The following is a 14671-nucleotide window of genomic DNA, read 5'->3' on the forward strand; positions in this document are numbered from 1 at the left end:
AATTCAAACTTGACGCTGCGTGTATCTCGTTTGCCACGGCTTAGTTGTCTATCGGCATGTGACTTACTCACCAGTCGATAAATAAGTCGACAAGAAGGGGAACTCATGGAGGGTCAGTGCATCTCATGGATATGAAGCGAGATGGACGGACTTTGGACCACAAAACGCTCGAGGCCATCAGGCGCATGGCGGTCGAGCGCGTGCGTGAAGGCGAACCTGCGGCGAAGGTCATCGCGGCCTATGGGTTCAACCGCACGACGATCTACAAATGGCTGCAGGCGGCGATGCAACCGGGTCTTGGCGTTCGCGCCCTGCGCTCCACGCCCGCCACGGGGCGGCCGCGCACCTTGACGGCCAGGCAGGAGAGTCAGGTGTTGCGCTGGGTCAACGGGCGCGATCCGCGGCAATACGGCCTGGACTTTGGCTTGTGGACCCGCGCCGTGGTGGGCGAACTCATCGAGCAGAAGTTCGGCCTCACCTTGGGGTTGAGCGCCATCGGCGCCTTACTGGCCCGGTTGGGACTGACTCCGCAGAAACCCCTGCAACGCGCCTACCAGCGCGACCCCGAAGCCATCCGACGCTGGCAGCGCGAGGTCTTCCCCGGCATCGCCCGGCAGGCCCGCCAGGACGGGGCCGACCTCTTCTTCTGGGACGAGTCGGGCTTTCGCGCCGACACCGTGCATGGCAAGACCTGGGGGCTGCGCGGCCACACCCCGGTGGTGCAACGCCCGGGACAGCGCCAGTCCATCAGTGCCGCGTCTGCGGTCAACGCCCGGGGTGCCTTCTGGTTCTGCACCTATGAAGGCGCGCTCAGCGCCGCACGCTTCGTCGAGCTGCTCGAGCGCATGATGCGCGATCAGCAAAGACCGGTGCATCTGGTCGTCGATGGCTTGCCTGCGCACAAGACGGCGCTGGTCAAACAGTATGTCGCGTCCACGCAGGGCCGTCTCACGCTGCACGTCTTGCCCGGCTACGCCCCCGAGCTCAATCCCGACGAGCTGGTCTGGAGCCATGTCAAGCGCACGGGCACGGCCAGGCGTCCTTTGCGCAAGGGTGAAAAACTCCGCGACAAAATCGAAGAGCAACTCGCCAGACTGCAGCAAATGCCCCACCTCATCCGCTCATTCTTCAAGGCGCCTTCTGTCGCCTATATTCTCGACTGCTGAGTAAATCAGCATCGGCGCCAAGACGCTGGTCTCCGCCGGGTTCCTCACCCTGATCGGACTGGTGAATCTAGCCCTGTCCCCTGTCTGCTGCGACTACTGCTGCCCGCGCGTCGCGGCGGGATGAGCCGCCTGTTTCACGCGGTGTATGCCCGCATCCGTGCGAGCTGGCAGATGCTGCCGCTGGGTTTTCTGTTCGACCTGGGCTTCGATACCGCGACCGAAGTAGCGGTGCTCGGGCTCTCTTCCGCGTTTGCCCAGCACAGCTATTTTCCGGTGTGGGGCGTGCTGGAGTTCCCCCTGCTGTTTGCCGCAGGCATGAGTCTGATGGACACCCTGGACGGTCTGGCCATGCTCAAAGGTTTACGACTGGGCAATGCAGGACGCCAAGCGCAAGCTGGACTGTTGGCGCCGATGCCGATTTAAGTCACATGCCGAGAGGCAACTAAGCCGCGGCAAACGAGAAACACGCAGCGTCAAGTTTGAATTTCGACACATTCCGACTGGCTCAGAGCAAACCCGGCGCATCGCTCAAATCGACCTCGACGCCTACACATGACAACCTCCGGGAGTTGAATGGGTCTTGGGGAATGCGCGTGTATGGCGTGAGCTGCTCCTGACCCGCTATAAATTCGATTCGGGATGACGCGCGCGGTCCCACCCTCCGTGCTGCATCGACACGATCGCCTGCGCCTATGATTCGGCCATGGATTTGCAGCCGACACCCGCCGAAACCTGCGTCACGCTGCGCAAGCCGCTTGCCGCGTCCACCAGCCCCAAGACCTCAAGCGCCTGACGCGATATGTGCGGCATCTGCGGTGAATTGCGCTTCGACGGCCAGGCGGCCGATCTTCCCGCCGTCGAGCGCATGCGCGATGCGCTCAAGCCCCGCGGACCTGACCATGCCGGCCAGTGGCACGGCGGCCCGGTCGCGTTCGGACATACCCGACTGTCGATCATCGACCTGAGCCAGGCGGGCGACCAGCCCATGCGCGACGCCGACACCGGCTGCGTGCTGGTGTTCAACGGCGTCATCTACAACTACCGCGCGCTGCGCGGAGAACTGGGCAAGCTGGGCCGGCGCTTCGTCTCCAGCGGCGATACCGAGGTCCTCCTCAAGGCCTACGCGCAGTGGGGCGAAGACTGTGTGCGCCGGCTCGACGGCATGTTCGCCTTCGCGCTGTGGGACCCACGCCGCCAAAGCCTGCTGCTGGCACGCGACCGCTTCGGCATGAAGCCGCTCTACCTCGCGCAGGACGGCACGCGCCTGCGCTTCGCATCGAGCCTGCCGGCGCTGCTCGCCGCAGGTGGCGTCGATACTGCGATCGACCCGGTCGCGCTGCATCACCTGTTTTCGCTGCACGCCGTGGTGCCGGCGCCTCGTACCATCCTGCGCGGCGTGCGCAAGCTGGAGCCGGCGCACACCCTGCGCGTGCAACCCGATGGCATGCGCTGGCTGGCGCGCTACTGGGAGCTGAACGCCACCCGCCCAGACCCGCTGCCCAGCGAACGGGAGTGGATCGACGCCACGCGCGACACGCTGCAGGCCGCGCTCGACAGCCATGTGCACGCGGCCGACGTCCCGGTGGGCGTGCTGCTGTCCGGCGGCCTGGATTCGAGCCTGCTGGTGGGCATGCTCGCGGGCGAGGCGCGCAATCTGCGCACCTATTCAATCGGCTTCGAAAGCCTGGATGCCGACACCGAGAAGGCCGACGAATTCGAGTACTCCGATCTCGTGGCGCAGACCTTCGGCACCCGCCACCACAAACTGTCCATCCCCAACAGCGCGGTGCTCGATCGCCTGCCGCAGACCATCGCGCGCATGACCGAGCCGATGTTCAGCCACGACGTCGTGGCCTTCGATCTGCTTGCCGAATGGGTGAGCGGCGACGTAAAGGCCGTGCTCGCCGGCCAGGGGGCCGACGAGGTGTTCGCCGGCTATTTCTGGTACCCCCGCATGCAAGCCGAGGCGGGCCTGCCGGTGGAGCGTTTCTCGCAGCATTACGTCGACCGCGATCATGCGGAATGGCTGCGCTTCATCGACCCGGCGCACCACGTTCCGGACCTCACGCGCGAGTTTCTGGAGTCCGCTTTGCAGCGCCCGCAAGGCGACTCCTTTCTCGACCAGGTGCTGCGGCTGGACGTGACCACCCTGATCGTCGACGACCCGGTCAAACGCGTTGACAACCTGCCGATGGCGCATGCGCTGGAACTGCGCGTACCCTTCCTCGACCGCGCGCTGGTCGAGCTGGCCGCCCGCATGCCACCCGAACTGCGCTTGCAGGCAGGCGGCAAGTTTCCGCTCAAGGCCGTCGCGCGCGGGGTGCTTCCCGATGCCGTGATCGACCGGCCCAAGGGCTACTTTCCCGTTCCCGCGCTCAAGCACGTGCGCGGGCCGTTTCTGGCGCGCATGCGGGAGCTGCTCGAGTCGCGCGCCTGCCGCGAGCGCGGGCTCTACCAGCGCGGCTTCGTCGATGCTCTGCTCGCCGCACCCGAAGCACCTGCACACTTCACCCGCATCCAGGGCAGCAAGCTGTGGCATGCCGCCTTGCTGGAATGGTGGCTGCAGATCCACGTAGACGGCGCTGCCCCCTGAATCGACCATGATCGAACGTCTCAACCGCGATTGTTTCTGCATCAGCCTGGACCGAGTCAAGCTGGCCCAGGCGCTGGAGACCGAACTGGGCCAACCCGGGCTGTACGCCCTGGTGCAGCAGCGCAATCCGCATCTGTTTTCGGCGCAGCCGGTGTTCGTCGGCCACGCACACGCGCAGCGCATGCGCGACGTGGTGCTGGCCGTCGAGCACGTCACAGCGCTGCCCGCCTTCCAGAGCGCCGTGCTCGCCCGTGCGCCGGAGTCAGCCAGCCACGATCCGGGCAATCCGGGGATGTTCCTCGGCTTCGACTTTCATCTCGAAGCAGGAAAGCTCGGCCTCATCGAAATCAACACCAACCCAGGTGGCGCACTGCTGTCGGCGGTGCTGGCGCGCGCGCAGCGTGCCTGCTGCGAGGACATGCGGGACATGGTGCCGAGCAGCGAGGCGGTCGATGCGTTCGAGGAGGCAATCGTCGCGATGTTCATACGCGAATGGCAGGCCGCCGTACGACAAGGCAGGCCCGCATGCATCGCCATCGTCGACACCATGCCAGAGGAGCAATACCTCTACGCCGAGTTCCTGCTCTATCAGCGCCTGTTCGCACGCGCGGGAATCGAAGCCGTCATTGCCGATCCGGGGCAGTTGCGCTGCGACGACACGCTGCTCAGCGTGAACGGTCGACGCATCGACCTGGTCTATAACCGACTCACCGATTTCGCGCTCGACGCGCCCGAGCATGCGGCCTTGCGCCGCGCCTGGGAGTTCGATGCCGTAGTCGTCACCCCGCACCCGCGCGCCCACGCCCTGTTCGCCGACAAGCGCAACCTCGCGCTGCTGTGTGACGCACCAGCCCTGCGCGAGATGGGCGCCGACGAGACCACCGCGGCCTTGCTCGCGGCGCAGGTGCCGCACACCGAAATCGTCGCCCCGGACAACGCCGAGCGCCTATGGGCGCGACGTCGCGATCTGTTCTTCAAGCCCTGGGCCGGCTTCGGCAGCCGCGCTGCGTATCGCGGTGCCAAGCTCACGCGCGGCGTGTGGCAGACCATCGTGCAAGGCGACTACGTGGCGCAATCCCTGGCCCCACCGGGTGAGCGCCGCATCGGCAATGCCGCGGATTCCCGAAGCCTCAAGTTCGATCTGCGCGCCTATGCCGATCTCGGCCAGGTGCTGTGGCTGTCTGCGCGGCTTTACCAGGGCCAGACCACCAACTTCCGCACGCCCGGCGGCGGGTTCGCCCCGATGTTCGAGGAAGCAGCCGCAGGCAGTCCGGATCAGAACAAGGCGACAGGAATACCCCCCGGGGCGACTCGCTGATCGCCTGCGCCGGACGTCGCAACTACCGGCACGCTTGGGCCCTGCCACATGCTGTATGTGGCCGTCTGGTTTTTGCTCTACGGCCAACTCGAATCTGCCACCGGTGCCTTCATGCACTGGCTCACGGGGGCCACGGGCCTGGCGTCAACCGGTCATCTCTACGGCGCGGTCGGCTTTTTCGCCTTCGAAGTGCCCAAGGTGCTGATGCTGCTGGCGCTCATCGTGTTCGCCGTCGGTGTGATCAGACCTTTTTCACCCCGGAGAAAACCCGCGCCATCCTCGCGGGCAAACGTCAGGGCGTGGGCAACGTGTTGGCGGCCAGCCCGGGAATCGTCACGCCGTTTTGCTCGTGCTCGGCGGTGCCGCTGTTCATCGGTTTTCTCACCGCCGGTGTGCCGCTGGGCGTGACCTTCTCGTTTCTGGTGTCAGCGCCCATGGTCAACGAAGCGGCGCTCGCCCTGCTCTTCGGCATGTTCGGCTGGAAAATCGCCGCGATCTATCTGGGCCTGACCGTGGCAATCATCGCAGGCGTGGTAATCGGCTGGATGAACCCGGTGAAGCTGGTCGAACCCTGGGTGTTCGACATTCCGTTGGTCAGCAACGCCGCGGCGAGACTCGGCTGGGACGCCCGCTTCGCCCAGGGCTGGCAGCATGTGCGCGACATCGTGCTGAAGGTCGCGCCGTACATCGTCGCCGGTGTCGGCGTGAGTGCGTGGAGCGTGTCGGGTGCGCCCGTGGGCGACAATGACGACATCAGCGCCCTGGCGGGGTTGGCTGCGGTGGAGTGCGATCCGGCGTGCTGAATCCGCCGATCCACTTGATTCGTCCCTGACCTGCCCCCCTGCAGTCGCGCCGATCCTATTCTTCCAGCCCTCATTCCCGCCATCGCCATGTCCAGACTCCATGTGGAAAGCCACCGCACCCAGCACATCGGCTGGCTGCGCGCCGCAGTGCTCGGCGCCAATGACGGCATCGTTTCCACCGCCAGCCTGATCGTCGGCGTCGCCGCATCCAGTGCGACCCATGGCGGGGTGATCGTGGCGGGCGTGGCCGCGCTGGTCGCAGGGGCGATGTCGATGGCAGCAGGGGAATATGTCTCGGTGAGTTCTCAGTCCGACACCGAGCAGGCCGACATCGCGCGCGAGCGCCAGGAACTGGCCAGCGACGGCGCGCGCGAACACGCGGAACTGGCGAACATCTACGTTGAGCGCGGCCTGGACCCCGACCTCGCACAAAAAGTGGCGGCACAACTCATGGCCAAGGATGCATTGGCTGCGCACACGCGTGATGAACTCGGCATTTCCGAAGTCGCCAGCGCCAATCCCTTGCAGGCGGCGTTCACCTCGGCGCTGTCATTCACCGTGGGGGCGGCGTTGCCCCTGCTAACCGCAGTGGTCACGCCAGGCCCGCATCTCTCGTGGTTTGTGAGTGCAACGTCGCTCGTGTTTCTCGCCGTCCTCGGCGGCCTTGCCGCCTACACGGGCGGCGCAAGCGTCATGCGCGGCGTCGCGCGCGTGACCTTCTGGGGTGCCCTGGCGATGGCGATCACCGCGGGTGTGGGCATGGTCTTCGGCGCTTCCTGACGCCTTACGTGCCGACTTCTGCGCACGCTGCCGGTTCGGCGCCAAACGATCTGGCGTCCTCCGACCTGAGGTATGAACTCAGGCGCTCTATTAGGCGAGGGCTGGTGGGCGGTTTGGAGCGTCTTTGCCCCCGCGCTTCGCGCCCAAGCTCAAGGCTATGGGTTTGTCGCGCAGGGCCAGATCCATCCCTGACCCGCCGTACCATCATCCCGTGTCCCAATGAACAATCCGGGTTGGAATCATCCCATGACAGTTGGCGTTAACGGGCATGCACACCAACTGGCGCTGGCCCGGCGGTTGATCTGACCCAACGATGAAGTTTTAGTATGAGCGCTTGCTCGTCCTGCCCTCGACTATGACCGACACCCAAGCCGCCCCCTGCATGCTGCAAGCCTGGCAGTTCGCCGAGGCCGAGCTGCGCGGTTTTCTGCGCCACCAGCTGCACGATGCCGACGCGGCGGATGACCTGTTGCACGAGGTGTTTCTCAAGGCCATGCGGCAAGGCGGCCGGTTCTGTCAGATCGACAACGCCCGCGCCTGGCTGTTTCAGGTGGCGCGCAATGCGCTGGTCGATGTGCAGCGCGCCACGCGCCCGTCTGATCCGCTGTCCGACGATCTGCCCGCAATGGACGATGAGTCTGCCCCGGTCGAAGCGCTGGCCGACTGTCTTCCGCTCACGCTGGCGAGCCTGTCGGCCGACGATCGCGACGCCATCGAGCAGTGCGAGCTCGGGGGGCTGTCTCAGGTTGAATACGCCGAGCTGCGCGGGTTGAAGTTGCCCACGGCCAAGTCACGCATCCAGCGCGCCCGCACCCGGCTGCGCGCCGCGCTGGTGGCGCATTGCGGCGTACGTTTCGATGCACAGACCGGCGCGGTGTGCTGTCACGTCCCGCGCGACTGCAGCGTCAAGCCGCAGGATTGACTTCGGCGGGCGAGCCTCGCTGTGAGGCGCATCTCCGGATAAACCCGTATAAATCGCCAAATCGCTCCATCGGCCTGCATCCTTTTCGGCGCTCGTGCGTCTTCAAGGCGAGTTCCCCATTTTCAGGACCTTCGCCATGAACACCCAAGTGCAAACTTCTCCCGTCACCGCCGCCAAGGTTCCCGCCTGGCGGGCCTGGATCCTGCCCGTGCTGTATGTCGTCGGTTGGCTGGTGCTCTACAGCCAGTTAGAGCCCGCCACCGACGCCTTCATGCGCTGGCTGTCGGCCGCCACCGGCCTGGTCGCCGCCAGCCACCTCTACGGCGCGGTGAGCTTTTTCGTCTTTGAAGTGCCCAAGGTGCTGATGCTGCTGGCGCTCATCGTCTTTTTGGTGGGCGTCATTCAGACCTTTTTCACCCCGGAGAAAACCCGCGCCATCCTCGCGGGCAAACGTCAGGGCGTGGGCAATGTGCTGGCGGCGACTCTCGGCATCGTCACGCCGTTTTGCTCATGCTCGGCGGTGCCGCTGTTCATCGGTTTTCTCACCGCCGGTGTGCCGCTGGGCGTGACCTTCTCGTTTCTGGTGTCGGCGCCCATGGTCAACGAGGTGGCGCTGGCGCTGCTGTTTGGCATGTTCGGCTGGGAGATCGCCGCCATCTACCTCGGCCTGGGGCTCGCTGTGGCCATCGTCGCCGGGCTGGTGATCGGCCGCATGAACCCGGTGAACCTGGTCGAGCCCTGGGTGTTCGACATTCCCGCCGTCAGCAACCAAGAGGGCCCGCTGGGCTGGGACGCGCGTTTCGCCCAGGGCTGGAAGCATGTGCGCGAGATCGTGCTCAAGGTCGCGCCCTACATCATCGCCGGCGTGGGCGTGGGCGCGTGGATCCACGGCTACGTGCCGCAGGACTTCATGGCGCATCTGATGGGCAAGGGCAACTGGTGGTCGGTGCCGCTGGCGGTGCTGATCGGCGTGCCGATGTATTCCAACGCGGCGGGCATCATCCCCGTGGTGCAGGCGCTGCTGGGCAAGGGCGCCGCGCTGGGCACGACGCTGGCGTTCATGATGGCGGTCACCGCGCTGTCGTTCCCCGAATTCATGATTCTCAAGAAGGTGATGAAACCCAAGCTGATCGCGCTGTTCGCCGGTGTGGTGGCGGTGGGCATCATCGTCGTGGGTTATGTGTTCAACGCGGTGATGTGACGCGCCCTTTCACATCGATTTCTCACTATTCATTAGGAGACTCATATGACAGTCAATCGCATGGTCAGCATCATGGCCGGGTTCATGGTGCTGCTCAGCCTGGTGCTGGCGCAAATCACAGGCCAGATCGATCTGTTCCACCCCACTTGGCTATGGCTGACGGCATTCGTCGGACTCAATCTGTTCCAGATGGGCTTTACCGGCTTCTGCCCGGCCGCCAAGGTGTTCAAGGCGATGGGCCTGAAGGAAGCCACCAACGCCTGCGGCACCTCCAGTTCGGGCAAAGGTTGCTGCTGATTTTGTGTTTCTTTTTTGAGGAGTTCACACCATGATCAACATCAAAATCCTCGGCACGGGCTGTGCCAGTTGCAAGTCCACGCAAAGGCTCGTTGAAGAGGTGATTGCCGCCAAAGGCGTGCAGGCGCAGGTGGAAAAAGTCGAAGACATCCCTTCGATCATGCAATACGGCGTGATGCGCACCCCCGGCGTGGTGATCGACGGCAAGGTGGTGCATGCGGGCGGCGTTCCCAACCGCGCGATGGTCGAGAGCTGGATCAGCGCCTGAGCCTTTTTCAACCTTTCTCTTCTCACAGACCCACAATCCCATGAACAAGACCCTCATTGCTTTGACTCTGGCCGCGGCCAGCACGCTTGCCGCCAACGCCCAGGCCGAATCGGCCACCTGGACGCAGAAGATCCTCACCCCGGAAACTGCGCTCAAGGCCGCCGAAGCCGCCAAGGCCGAATGCGTCAAGCGCGGCTGGCAGGTGGCGGTGGCCGTGACCGACCCGTCGGGGCTGCCGTTGGTGATGCTGCGCGACCGCTTCGCCGGCTGGCATACCGTGGCAGCGGCGGAAGGCAAGGCGCGCACAGCGGCGAGCTGGCGGGAATCCACCAGCTCCGTGGCGGAGCGGGTGAACAAACCCGGCGCTGCCGAGCAGGCCATCAAGAATCTGCCTGGCGTGGTGATGATCGGCGGCGGCATGCCGATCGATGCGGCCGGACAGATGGTGGGCGCCATCGGCGTGTCGGGCGCGCCGGGCGGCGCCAACGATGACCTCTGCGCCAAAGCCGGGCTGAGTGCCATCGAGGGCGATCTGGCGTTTTGAGCCGTTTTCGACTCTTTTTGACTGACCCAGCGTGCCGCCAGGAGCGGCTCTGCATTTCCTTGAGGTTCGGCGATGTCCATCGACCTGCTGCAAGACCTGCCCAACCTCGATACCGCGCTGCTGCCCTCAAACAGCGCGCGGGCGTTTGAGGCCATCGGGCAAAGCACCCACCCGCCGCGTATCGGTCTGCTGTACGGCTCGGTACGCGAGCGCTCCTACAGCCGCCTTGCCCTGCTTGAGGCGCAGCGCATCCTGCACCATCTGGGCGCGCAGACGCGGCTGTTTCATCCGCACGGCCTGCCGCTGCCCGACGACGCATCGCCCGATCACCCCAAGGTGCAAGAGTTGCGCGAACTGGTGCAGTGGTCAGAAGGGATGGTGTGGTCGTCGCCCGAGCGGCACGGCGCCATGACGGGCATCATGAAAGCGCAGATCGACTGGATTCCGCTGTCCATCGGGGCGGTGCGCCCGACCCAGGGGAAAACGCTTGCAGTGATGCAGGTCTGCGGCGGATCGCAGTCTTTCAACGCGGTCAATCAGATGCGCATACTCGGCCGCTGGATGCGCATGATCACCATCCCCAATCAGTCCTCGGTCGCCAAGGCGTACCAGGAGTTCGACGAGGCCGGGCGCATGAAGCCTTCGGCGTATTACGACCGCATCGTCGATGTCATGGAGGAACTGGTGAAATTCACCCTGCTCACCCGCGACATCTCCGACTTCCTGGTCGACCGCTACAGCGAGCGCAAGGAAAATGCCGCCGCCCTGAGCGCCCGAGTCGACCAGGGCCGGATTTGATCGGCGCCAAAATCGCCAGACACAATTTGCGACACCTTGCCCAGCATCTTTTTGGCTCCTGATGCGTCAACTTCCATGAGGCGCCGACCAACGGCGCCTCGATCCACCCACCCCCAACACAGGAGCTTCGAAATGACCACCCCGACCCAACCCTCCGCCCAAGAACTGCTGGCCAAAATGCGCGCCGGCATGGGGCGCGTGCCCGCTGCCATCGAAAAATCCACCGTGGTTGATGACGGCCTGATTCAGGAGCACATGCGCTCGCGCATGTACGCCATGCCGGCTGACGGCGCATTGGATGAGCAGACCCGCACGCTCATCTACCTGGCTGCGGCGCTTGCCGGTTCCAGCCCGGCCTGCGTGCGCGCCATGGCCGACAAAGTGGTGCAGCAGGGCATTCCCAAAGCCAAGGTACTGGAAACCGTGCACATCGCCCGCTTTGCCATGGCCACCAAGATCATCGGCGATGCCGAGCCGGTGTTCGACGCGCTGGTTGGCGCACAGAAGTAATCCGCTTCCAGGAGATCCATCATGAACACCCTTTCCAGTCCCACCGCCCCCATGCACGGCAATACGCTTGCGCATCCCTGGTCTGCCGATGCCCTGCGCGGGCTCGACGGCGCCGTCACCCTGTACGCCGAGCTGCGTGTGACCGGCGCGCAGCACAGCGCTTTCCTCGCTGCCATTGACGCCTTGGGCGCGGCGCTGCGCGGCAAGCCGGGCTTCGTGCAGCTCGCGCTCAAGCAGATGAGCGGCGACTCCACCATGGTGAAGAACTATCCCGAGACCTACAAAGGCGTGTTGGCGACGGCCTATCTCGAAGGCGCCGAAGCCGGGGTGCAGCCTTACTTCTACACCTTGTTCATCCGCTTCGCCGACGCGGCCAGCGCCGCGGCTGCCGATCTCGAAGCCGACTTCGCCACGCGCCTGCAACCCCTGCTGCATGCCGGTGCCGCGCCGCAGTCGCCCGAGATGGCGGCCTACCGCGCGGTGTATCAGACCGTGGGCGCAGGCGACCGCAAAGGCATCTACACCACGGCGCAGCAGATCGAAGCCTTTTTGCGCGCTCCGCTGGACCACCCCGAGCGCGACACCGTCACCGTGGAAAACCACGTGATGATCAACGACACCGACCGTGCGACCTGGGAGCCCAAGGTCATGGCCCTGCTCGAAGTGGCGCAAAACACCTTCGAGCCGCAGAGCGACCCGGCGGGCGCGGGCCAGCCCGGCACGCGCGACAACCGTCTCTATCGCAAGGCGCTGTCCACCGAGATCCTGCGCAACGCGCAGGCCGATGGCGGCCTGCGCGCGTACATCATGCACGGGCTATGGGAGTCGGTGTGGGATCACGAAAACTCGCACCTCGACGCCCGTTTCATTGCGGCCGCCGGGCCGGTGGGCGCCGCGGCCGTGGTCGGCCCGGTGGAGCCGTTCTACCTCACCCGTCGTCTCGTGCTGGCTGGCTGAATGGCTGCGCCCACCGCCGTCGCCGATTCCGCCCCGAGCGCCTGGGAGCGCCTGGGGCGCCCCATGCTGGCGGAGTTTCTTGGCACCGCCATCTTGCTCATCGCCGTGGTCGGCTCGGGCATCATGGCGGCGCAACTCTCGCCTTCCAACACCGGCGTGGCGCTGCTGGCCAACGCCATTGCCACAGCCTGCACGCTATATGTACTGATCTCGGTCTTCGGCCCGCGCTCGGGCGCACATTTCAACCCGGTGGTGACCAGCGTGTTCTGGCTGAAGCGCGACATCAGCGGATCGCTTGCACTGGGCTACATCCTGGCGCAACTGCTGGGCGCCGTGGCGGGGGTGTGGCTGGCCAATGCCATGTTCGATCTGCCCGTGCTGCAGGTCTCGACCCATCTGCGCGGCGGCAGCGGCCAGTGGTTGGGTGAAGTCATCGCCACATTCGGCCTCATCCTCACCATCCTCGGTGGCAAACGCCAGATCCCCGGACAAGTGCCGGTGCTAGTAGCCGCGTGGATTGCCGGAGCCTACTGGTTCACCTCGTCCACCAGCTTTGCCAACCCGGCAGTGACCTTGGCCCGCACCCTCACCGACACCTTTGCCGGCATCGCTCCGGCTAGCGCGCCCGGCTTCATCGCCGCGCAGATCGTCGGCGCGCTGCTGGCCTTGCTCATCCTGCCGCGCCTGTTCTACGGCACCTGGCTAGGCCTGGACAAACCGCCGCGCGAACCCTGATCGCAGCAAACACCGACTTCACCGAACTCTGGAAAAACCACCATGACTTCCTCACCCGCATTCCCTGCCGCCCATGAGTTCCACATGAGCCTGCGTGTGGCCGATCTGGCGCGCAGCACGGCGTTCTACACCGCGTTTTTCGGCCTGCCGCCCAAAGACCGCACCGCCCGCTACAGCACCTTCATCGTGCCGCAGCTGCACCTCAACCTGGTGCTGCTGGTCAATGATCGCGGCGAGGCACTCGACACCTACAGCCTCTACCACCTCGGACTGGGCGTTGCGGGCAAGGCCGAAGTCATCGCCGCCTACCATGCCGCCGTGGCTGCGGGCGCCGAGATCGTCAAGCCGCCGCGCACCACCTGGCGCGGCACGCCGCTGCACGAACTGTGGCTGCGCGACCCCAGCGGCTATCTGCTGGAGGTCTATGCCCGGCTTACCGATGCTGAACTGGCGCAGATGCCCGCCGATCAAGAGCCTGTGTTTCTGCTCGACTGACGCCCTTGCCCGAGCTTGATCGCGATAAGATCAGTTGATGACTTGCGCCACCGGCTCCCACGACTGTCCCATCCGGTTCGAGATTCTCGGCTCCGGCCTCGATGCGGAAAAACTCAAACGCCGTCTGTCCTGCGCACTCGGCGGTCTGGGCTGGCAGGCGCAGATTCGGCTGCAAGCGGATGCGCATCGGGCCGTTGACCTGGGTGCCACCCGCGACCCGGTTCTGCTGGCCGACGGGGTTCTGTTTGCGCAGGGGCTGCCGCGCACAGAAGAACTCGAAGCGCTTCTGCGGGGGCGCATCGGCATGCCCCCCGATTTCACCTGAACGACCATGAGCCGCGACCACGCTCACGCGCATCACGACCTACCGCAGGACTTCGGCGCCCGATTCGCCCTGGGCATCGGCCTGAACATCGCCTTCGTCGTGATCGAGGCGTTCTATGGCTGGCGCGCGGGATCGTTGGCGCTGCTGGCCGATGCGGGGCACAACCTGGGCGATGTCGGCGGACTGGCGCTGGGCTGGGCCGGGCTGGCGGCGGGTCGGCTGCACGCCAGCGACCGCCACACCTATGGTTGGCAGCGTGCGTCCATCCTGGCCAGCTTCCTCAATGCCGTCCTGCTGCTGGTGCTCATGGGCGGGCTGGCGCTCGAAGCGTTCCAGCGCCTGACGCATCCCGGCAGGGTCGATGAATGGCCGGTGCTGATCGTGGCTGCGGTCGGGATTCTGATCAACGGCGCCACGGCGTGGCTGTTCGCATCGGGCGCCCAAAGCGATCTGAACCTCCGGGGTGCCTTCCTGCACATGGCGGCGGACGCGCTGGTGTCGCTGGGCGTGGTCATCAGCGCGGTCGTGGTTCTGGCAACAGGCTGGATGTGGCTGGACCCGGCCATTTCCCTGGTCATCGTCGCCGTGGTGGTGTGGGGAACCTGGTCGCTGTTCTCGCAATCGCTGCACCTGATGTTCGACGGCGTGCCGCGCGAAGTCGATCTGCCGGCGGTGCGCAGTCGGCTCCTCGGGCTGGAAGGCGTCCTGGCGCTGCACGATCTGCATGTCTGGGCGCTGTCCACCTCGAAGGTCAGTCTGACCGCGCATCTCGTAGTGCGCCAAGGGGTCGATTCCGCCGCGCTGCTCGCGCGCGCCGAACACATGCTGCATGACGCGTTCGACATCACCCATGTCACGCTGCAACTAGAGACCGAGGATTTCGCCGCGCATTGCGCGCTGGCCGCCGCAGCCTCAGCCTGCCCGGGAAGCGCCGCGCCGGGCCCAGCGTGATGGACCGC

18 protein-coding genes are annotated in these 14671 nt (G+C 65.4%); all 18 read left to right on the forward strand.

All coding sequences use genetic code 11. The features are described 5' to 3' along the window. The first annotated feature begins 131 nt into the window (after nucleotides 1–131). The 18 genes from B3H47_RS14750 to B3H47_RS14835 all read left to right on the forward strand — a co-directional run bounded on the left by B3H47_RS14750 (nucleotide 132) and on the right by B3H47_RS14835 (nucleotide 14663). The gene (locus B3H47_RS14750; protein WP_286987837.1) at nucleotides 132–1166 is read left to right on the forward strand and encodes an IS630 family transposase; all 1035 of its coding nucleotides are present in this window, start codon (nucleotides 132–134) and stop codon (nucleotides 1164–1166) included. A gap of 99 nt (nucleotides 1167–1265) precedes the next feature. After that, nucleotides 1266–1589, forward strand: coding sequence for a hypothetical protein (locus B3H47_RS14755; RefSeq protein ID WP_286987839.1), 324 nt, complete (start codon nucleotides 1266–1268; stop codon nucleotides 1587–1589). A gap of 376 nt (nucleotides 1590–1965) precedes the next feature. After that, nucleotides 1966–3759 (forward strand): N-acetylglutaminylglutamine amidotransferase, encoded by a 1794-nt coding sequence (locus B3H47_RS14760; protein ID WP_286987804.1) that lies wholly within the window; start codon nucleotides 1966–1968, stop codon nucleotides 3757–3759. A gap of 7 nt (nucleotides 3760–3766) precedes the next feature. Continuing rightward, on the forward strand, nucleotides 3767–5077 hold the full coding sequence (locus tag B3H47_RS14765) for a hypothetical protein (protein ID WP_286987806.1): 1311 nt from the start codon (nucleotides 3767–3769) through the stop codon (nucleotides 5075–5077). Nucleotides 5078–5376: 299 nt separating this feature from the next. Next, nucleotides 5377–5880, forward strand: coding sequence for a permease (locus tag B3H47_RS14770; protein ID WP_286987808.1), 504 nt, complete (start codon nucleotides 5377–5379; stop codon nucleotides 5878–5880). A gap of 87 nt (nucleotides 5881–5967) precedes the next feature. After that, nucleotides 5968–6660 carry a VIT1/CCC1 transporter family protein gene (locus B3H47_RS14775; RefSeq protein ID WP_013107369.1) on the forward strand — a complete coding sequence of 231 codons (693 nt, stop codon included), beginning with the start codon at nucleotides 5968–5970 and terminating at the stop codon, nucleotides 6658–6660. A gap of 355 nt (nucleotides 6661–7015) precedes the next feature. After that, the gene (locus tag B3H47_RS14780; RefSeq protein WP_286987811.1) at nucleotides 7016–7582 is read left to right on the forward strand and encodes a sigma-70 family RNA polymerase sigma factor; all 567 of its coding nucleotides are present in this window, start codon (nucleotides 7016–7018) and stop codon (nucleotides 7580–7582) included. A 136-nt stretch (nucleotides 7583–7718) separates the two neighbouring features. Continuing rightward, nucleotides 7719–8783, forward strand: coding sequence for a permease (locus B3H47_RS14785; RefSeq protein ID WP_286987813.1), 1065 nt, complete (start codon nucleotides 7719–7721; stop codon nucleotides 8781–8783). A 45-nt stretch (nucleotides 8784–8828) separates the two neighbouring features. Then, on the forward strand, nucleotides 8829–9080 hold the full coding sequence (locus tag B3H47_RS14790) for a YgaP family membrane protein (RefSeq protein WP_013124446.1): 252 nt from the start codon (nucleotides 8829–8831) through the stop codon (nucleotides 9078–9080). Nucleotides 9081–9111: 31 nt separating this feature from the next. Beyond that, on the forward strand, nucleotides 9112–9348 hold the full coding sequence (locus B3H47_RS14795; RefSeq protein ID WP_156053720.1) for a thioredoxin family protein: 237 nt from the start codon (nucleotides 9112–9114) through the stop codon (nucleotides 9346–9348). 40 nt (nucleotides 9349–9388) lie between these two features. After that, nucleotides 9389–9892 carry a GlcG/HbpS family heme-binding protein gene (locus tag B3H47_RS14800; RefSeq protein WP_286987816.1) on the forward strand — a complete coding sequence of 168 codons (504 nt, stop codon included), beginning with the start codon at nucleotides 9389–9391 and terminating at the stop codon, nucleotides 9890–9892. 72 nt (nucleotides 9893–9964) lie between these two features. Next, entirely contained in the window at nucleotides 9965–10690 is a 726-nt protein-coding gene (gene arsH, locus B3H47_RS14805; RefSeq protein WP_064971649.1) for an arsenical resistance protein ArsH, read from the forward strand. Between the two features lie 132 nt (nucleotides 10691–10822). Beyond that, nucleotides 10823–11200, forward strand: a complete 378-nt coding sequence (locus tag B3H47_RS14810) for a carboxymuconolactone decarboxylase family protein (protein WP_286987817.1) — start codon at nucleotides 10823–10825, stop codon at nucleotides 11198–11200. A gap of 21 nt (nucleotides 11201–11221) precedes the next feature. Then, complete coding sequence (locus B3H47_RS14815; RefSeq protein WP_286987818.1) at nucleotides 11222–12157, forward strand: hypothetical protein; 936 nt, start codon at nucleotides 11222–11224, stop codon at nucleotides 12155–12157. After that, on the forward strand, nucleotides 12158–12892 hold the full coding sequence (locus B3H47_RS14820) for an aquaporin (protein ID WP_013124452.1): 735 nt from the start codon (nucleotides 12158–12160) through the stop codon (nucleotides 12890–12892). It begins immediately after the preceding gene. Nucleotides 12893–12934: 42 nt separating this feature from the next. Continuing rightward, complete coding sequence (locus B3H47_RS14825; protein WP_286987820.1) at nucleotides 12935–13387, forward strand: VOC family protein; 453 nt, start codon at nucleotides 12935–12937, stop codon at nucleotides 13385–13387. Nucleotides 13388–13424: 37 nt separating this feature from the next. Continuing rightward, nucleotides 13425–13712: a thioredoxin family protein gene (locus B3H47_RS14830; protein WP_156053726.1), complete on the forward strand. Its 288-nt coding sequence runs from the start codon at nucleotides 13425–13427 to the stop codon at nucleotides 13710–13712. A gap of 6 nt (nucleotides 13713–13718) precedes the next feature. Then, entirely contained in the window at nucleotides 13719–14663 is a 945-nt protein-coding gene (locus B3H47_RS14835; protein ID WP_286987821.1) for a cation diffusion facilitator family transporter, read from the forward strand. Nucleotides 14664–14671 lie beyond the last annotated feature (8 nt).

This window comes from Thiomonas sp. UBA7699 (genome assembly GCF_002482605.1).
Classification (GTDB): domain Bacteria; phylum Pseudomonadota; class Gammaproteobacteria; order Burkholderiales; family Burkholderiaceae_C; genus Thiomonas; species Thiomonas arsenitoxydans.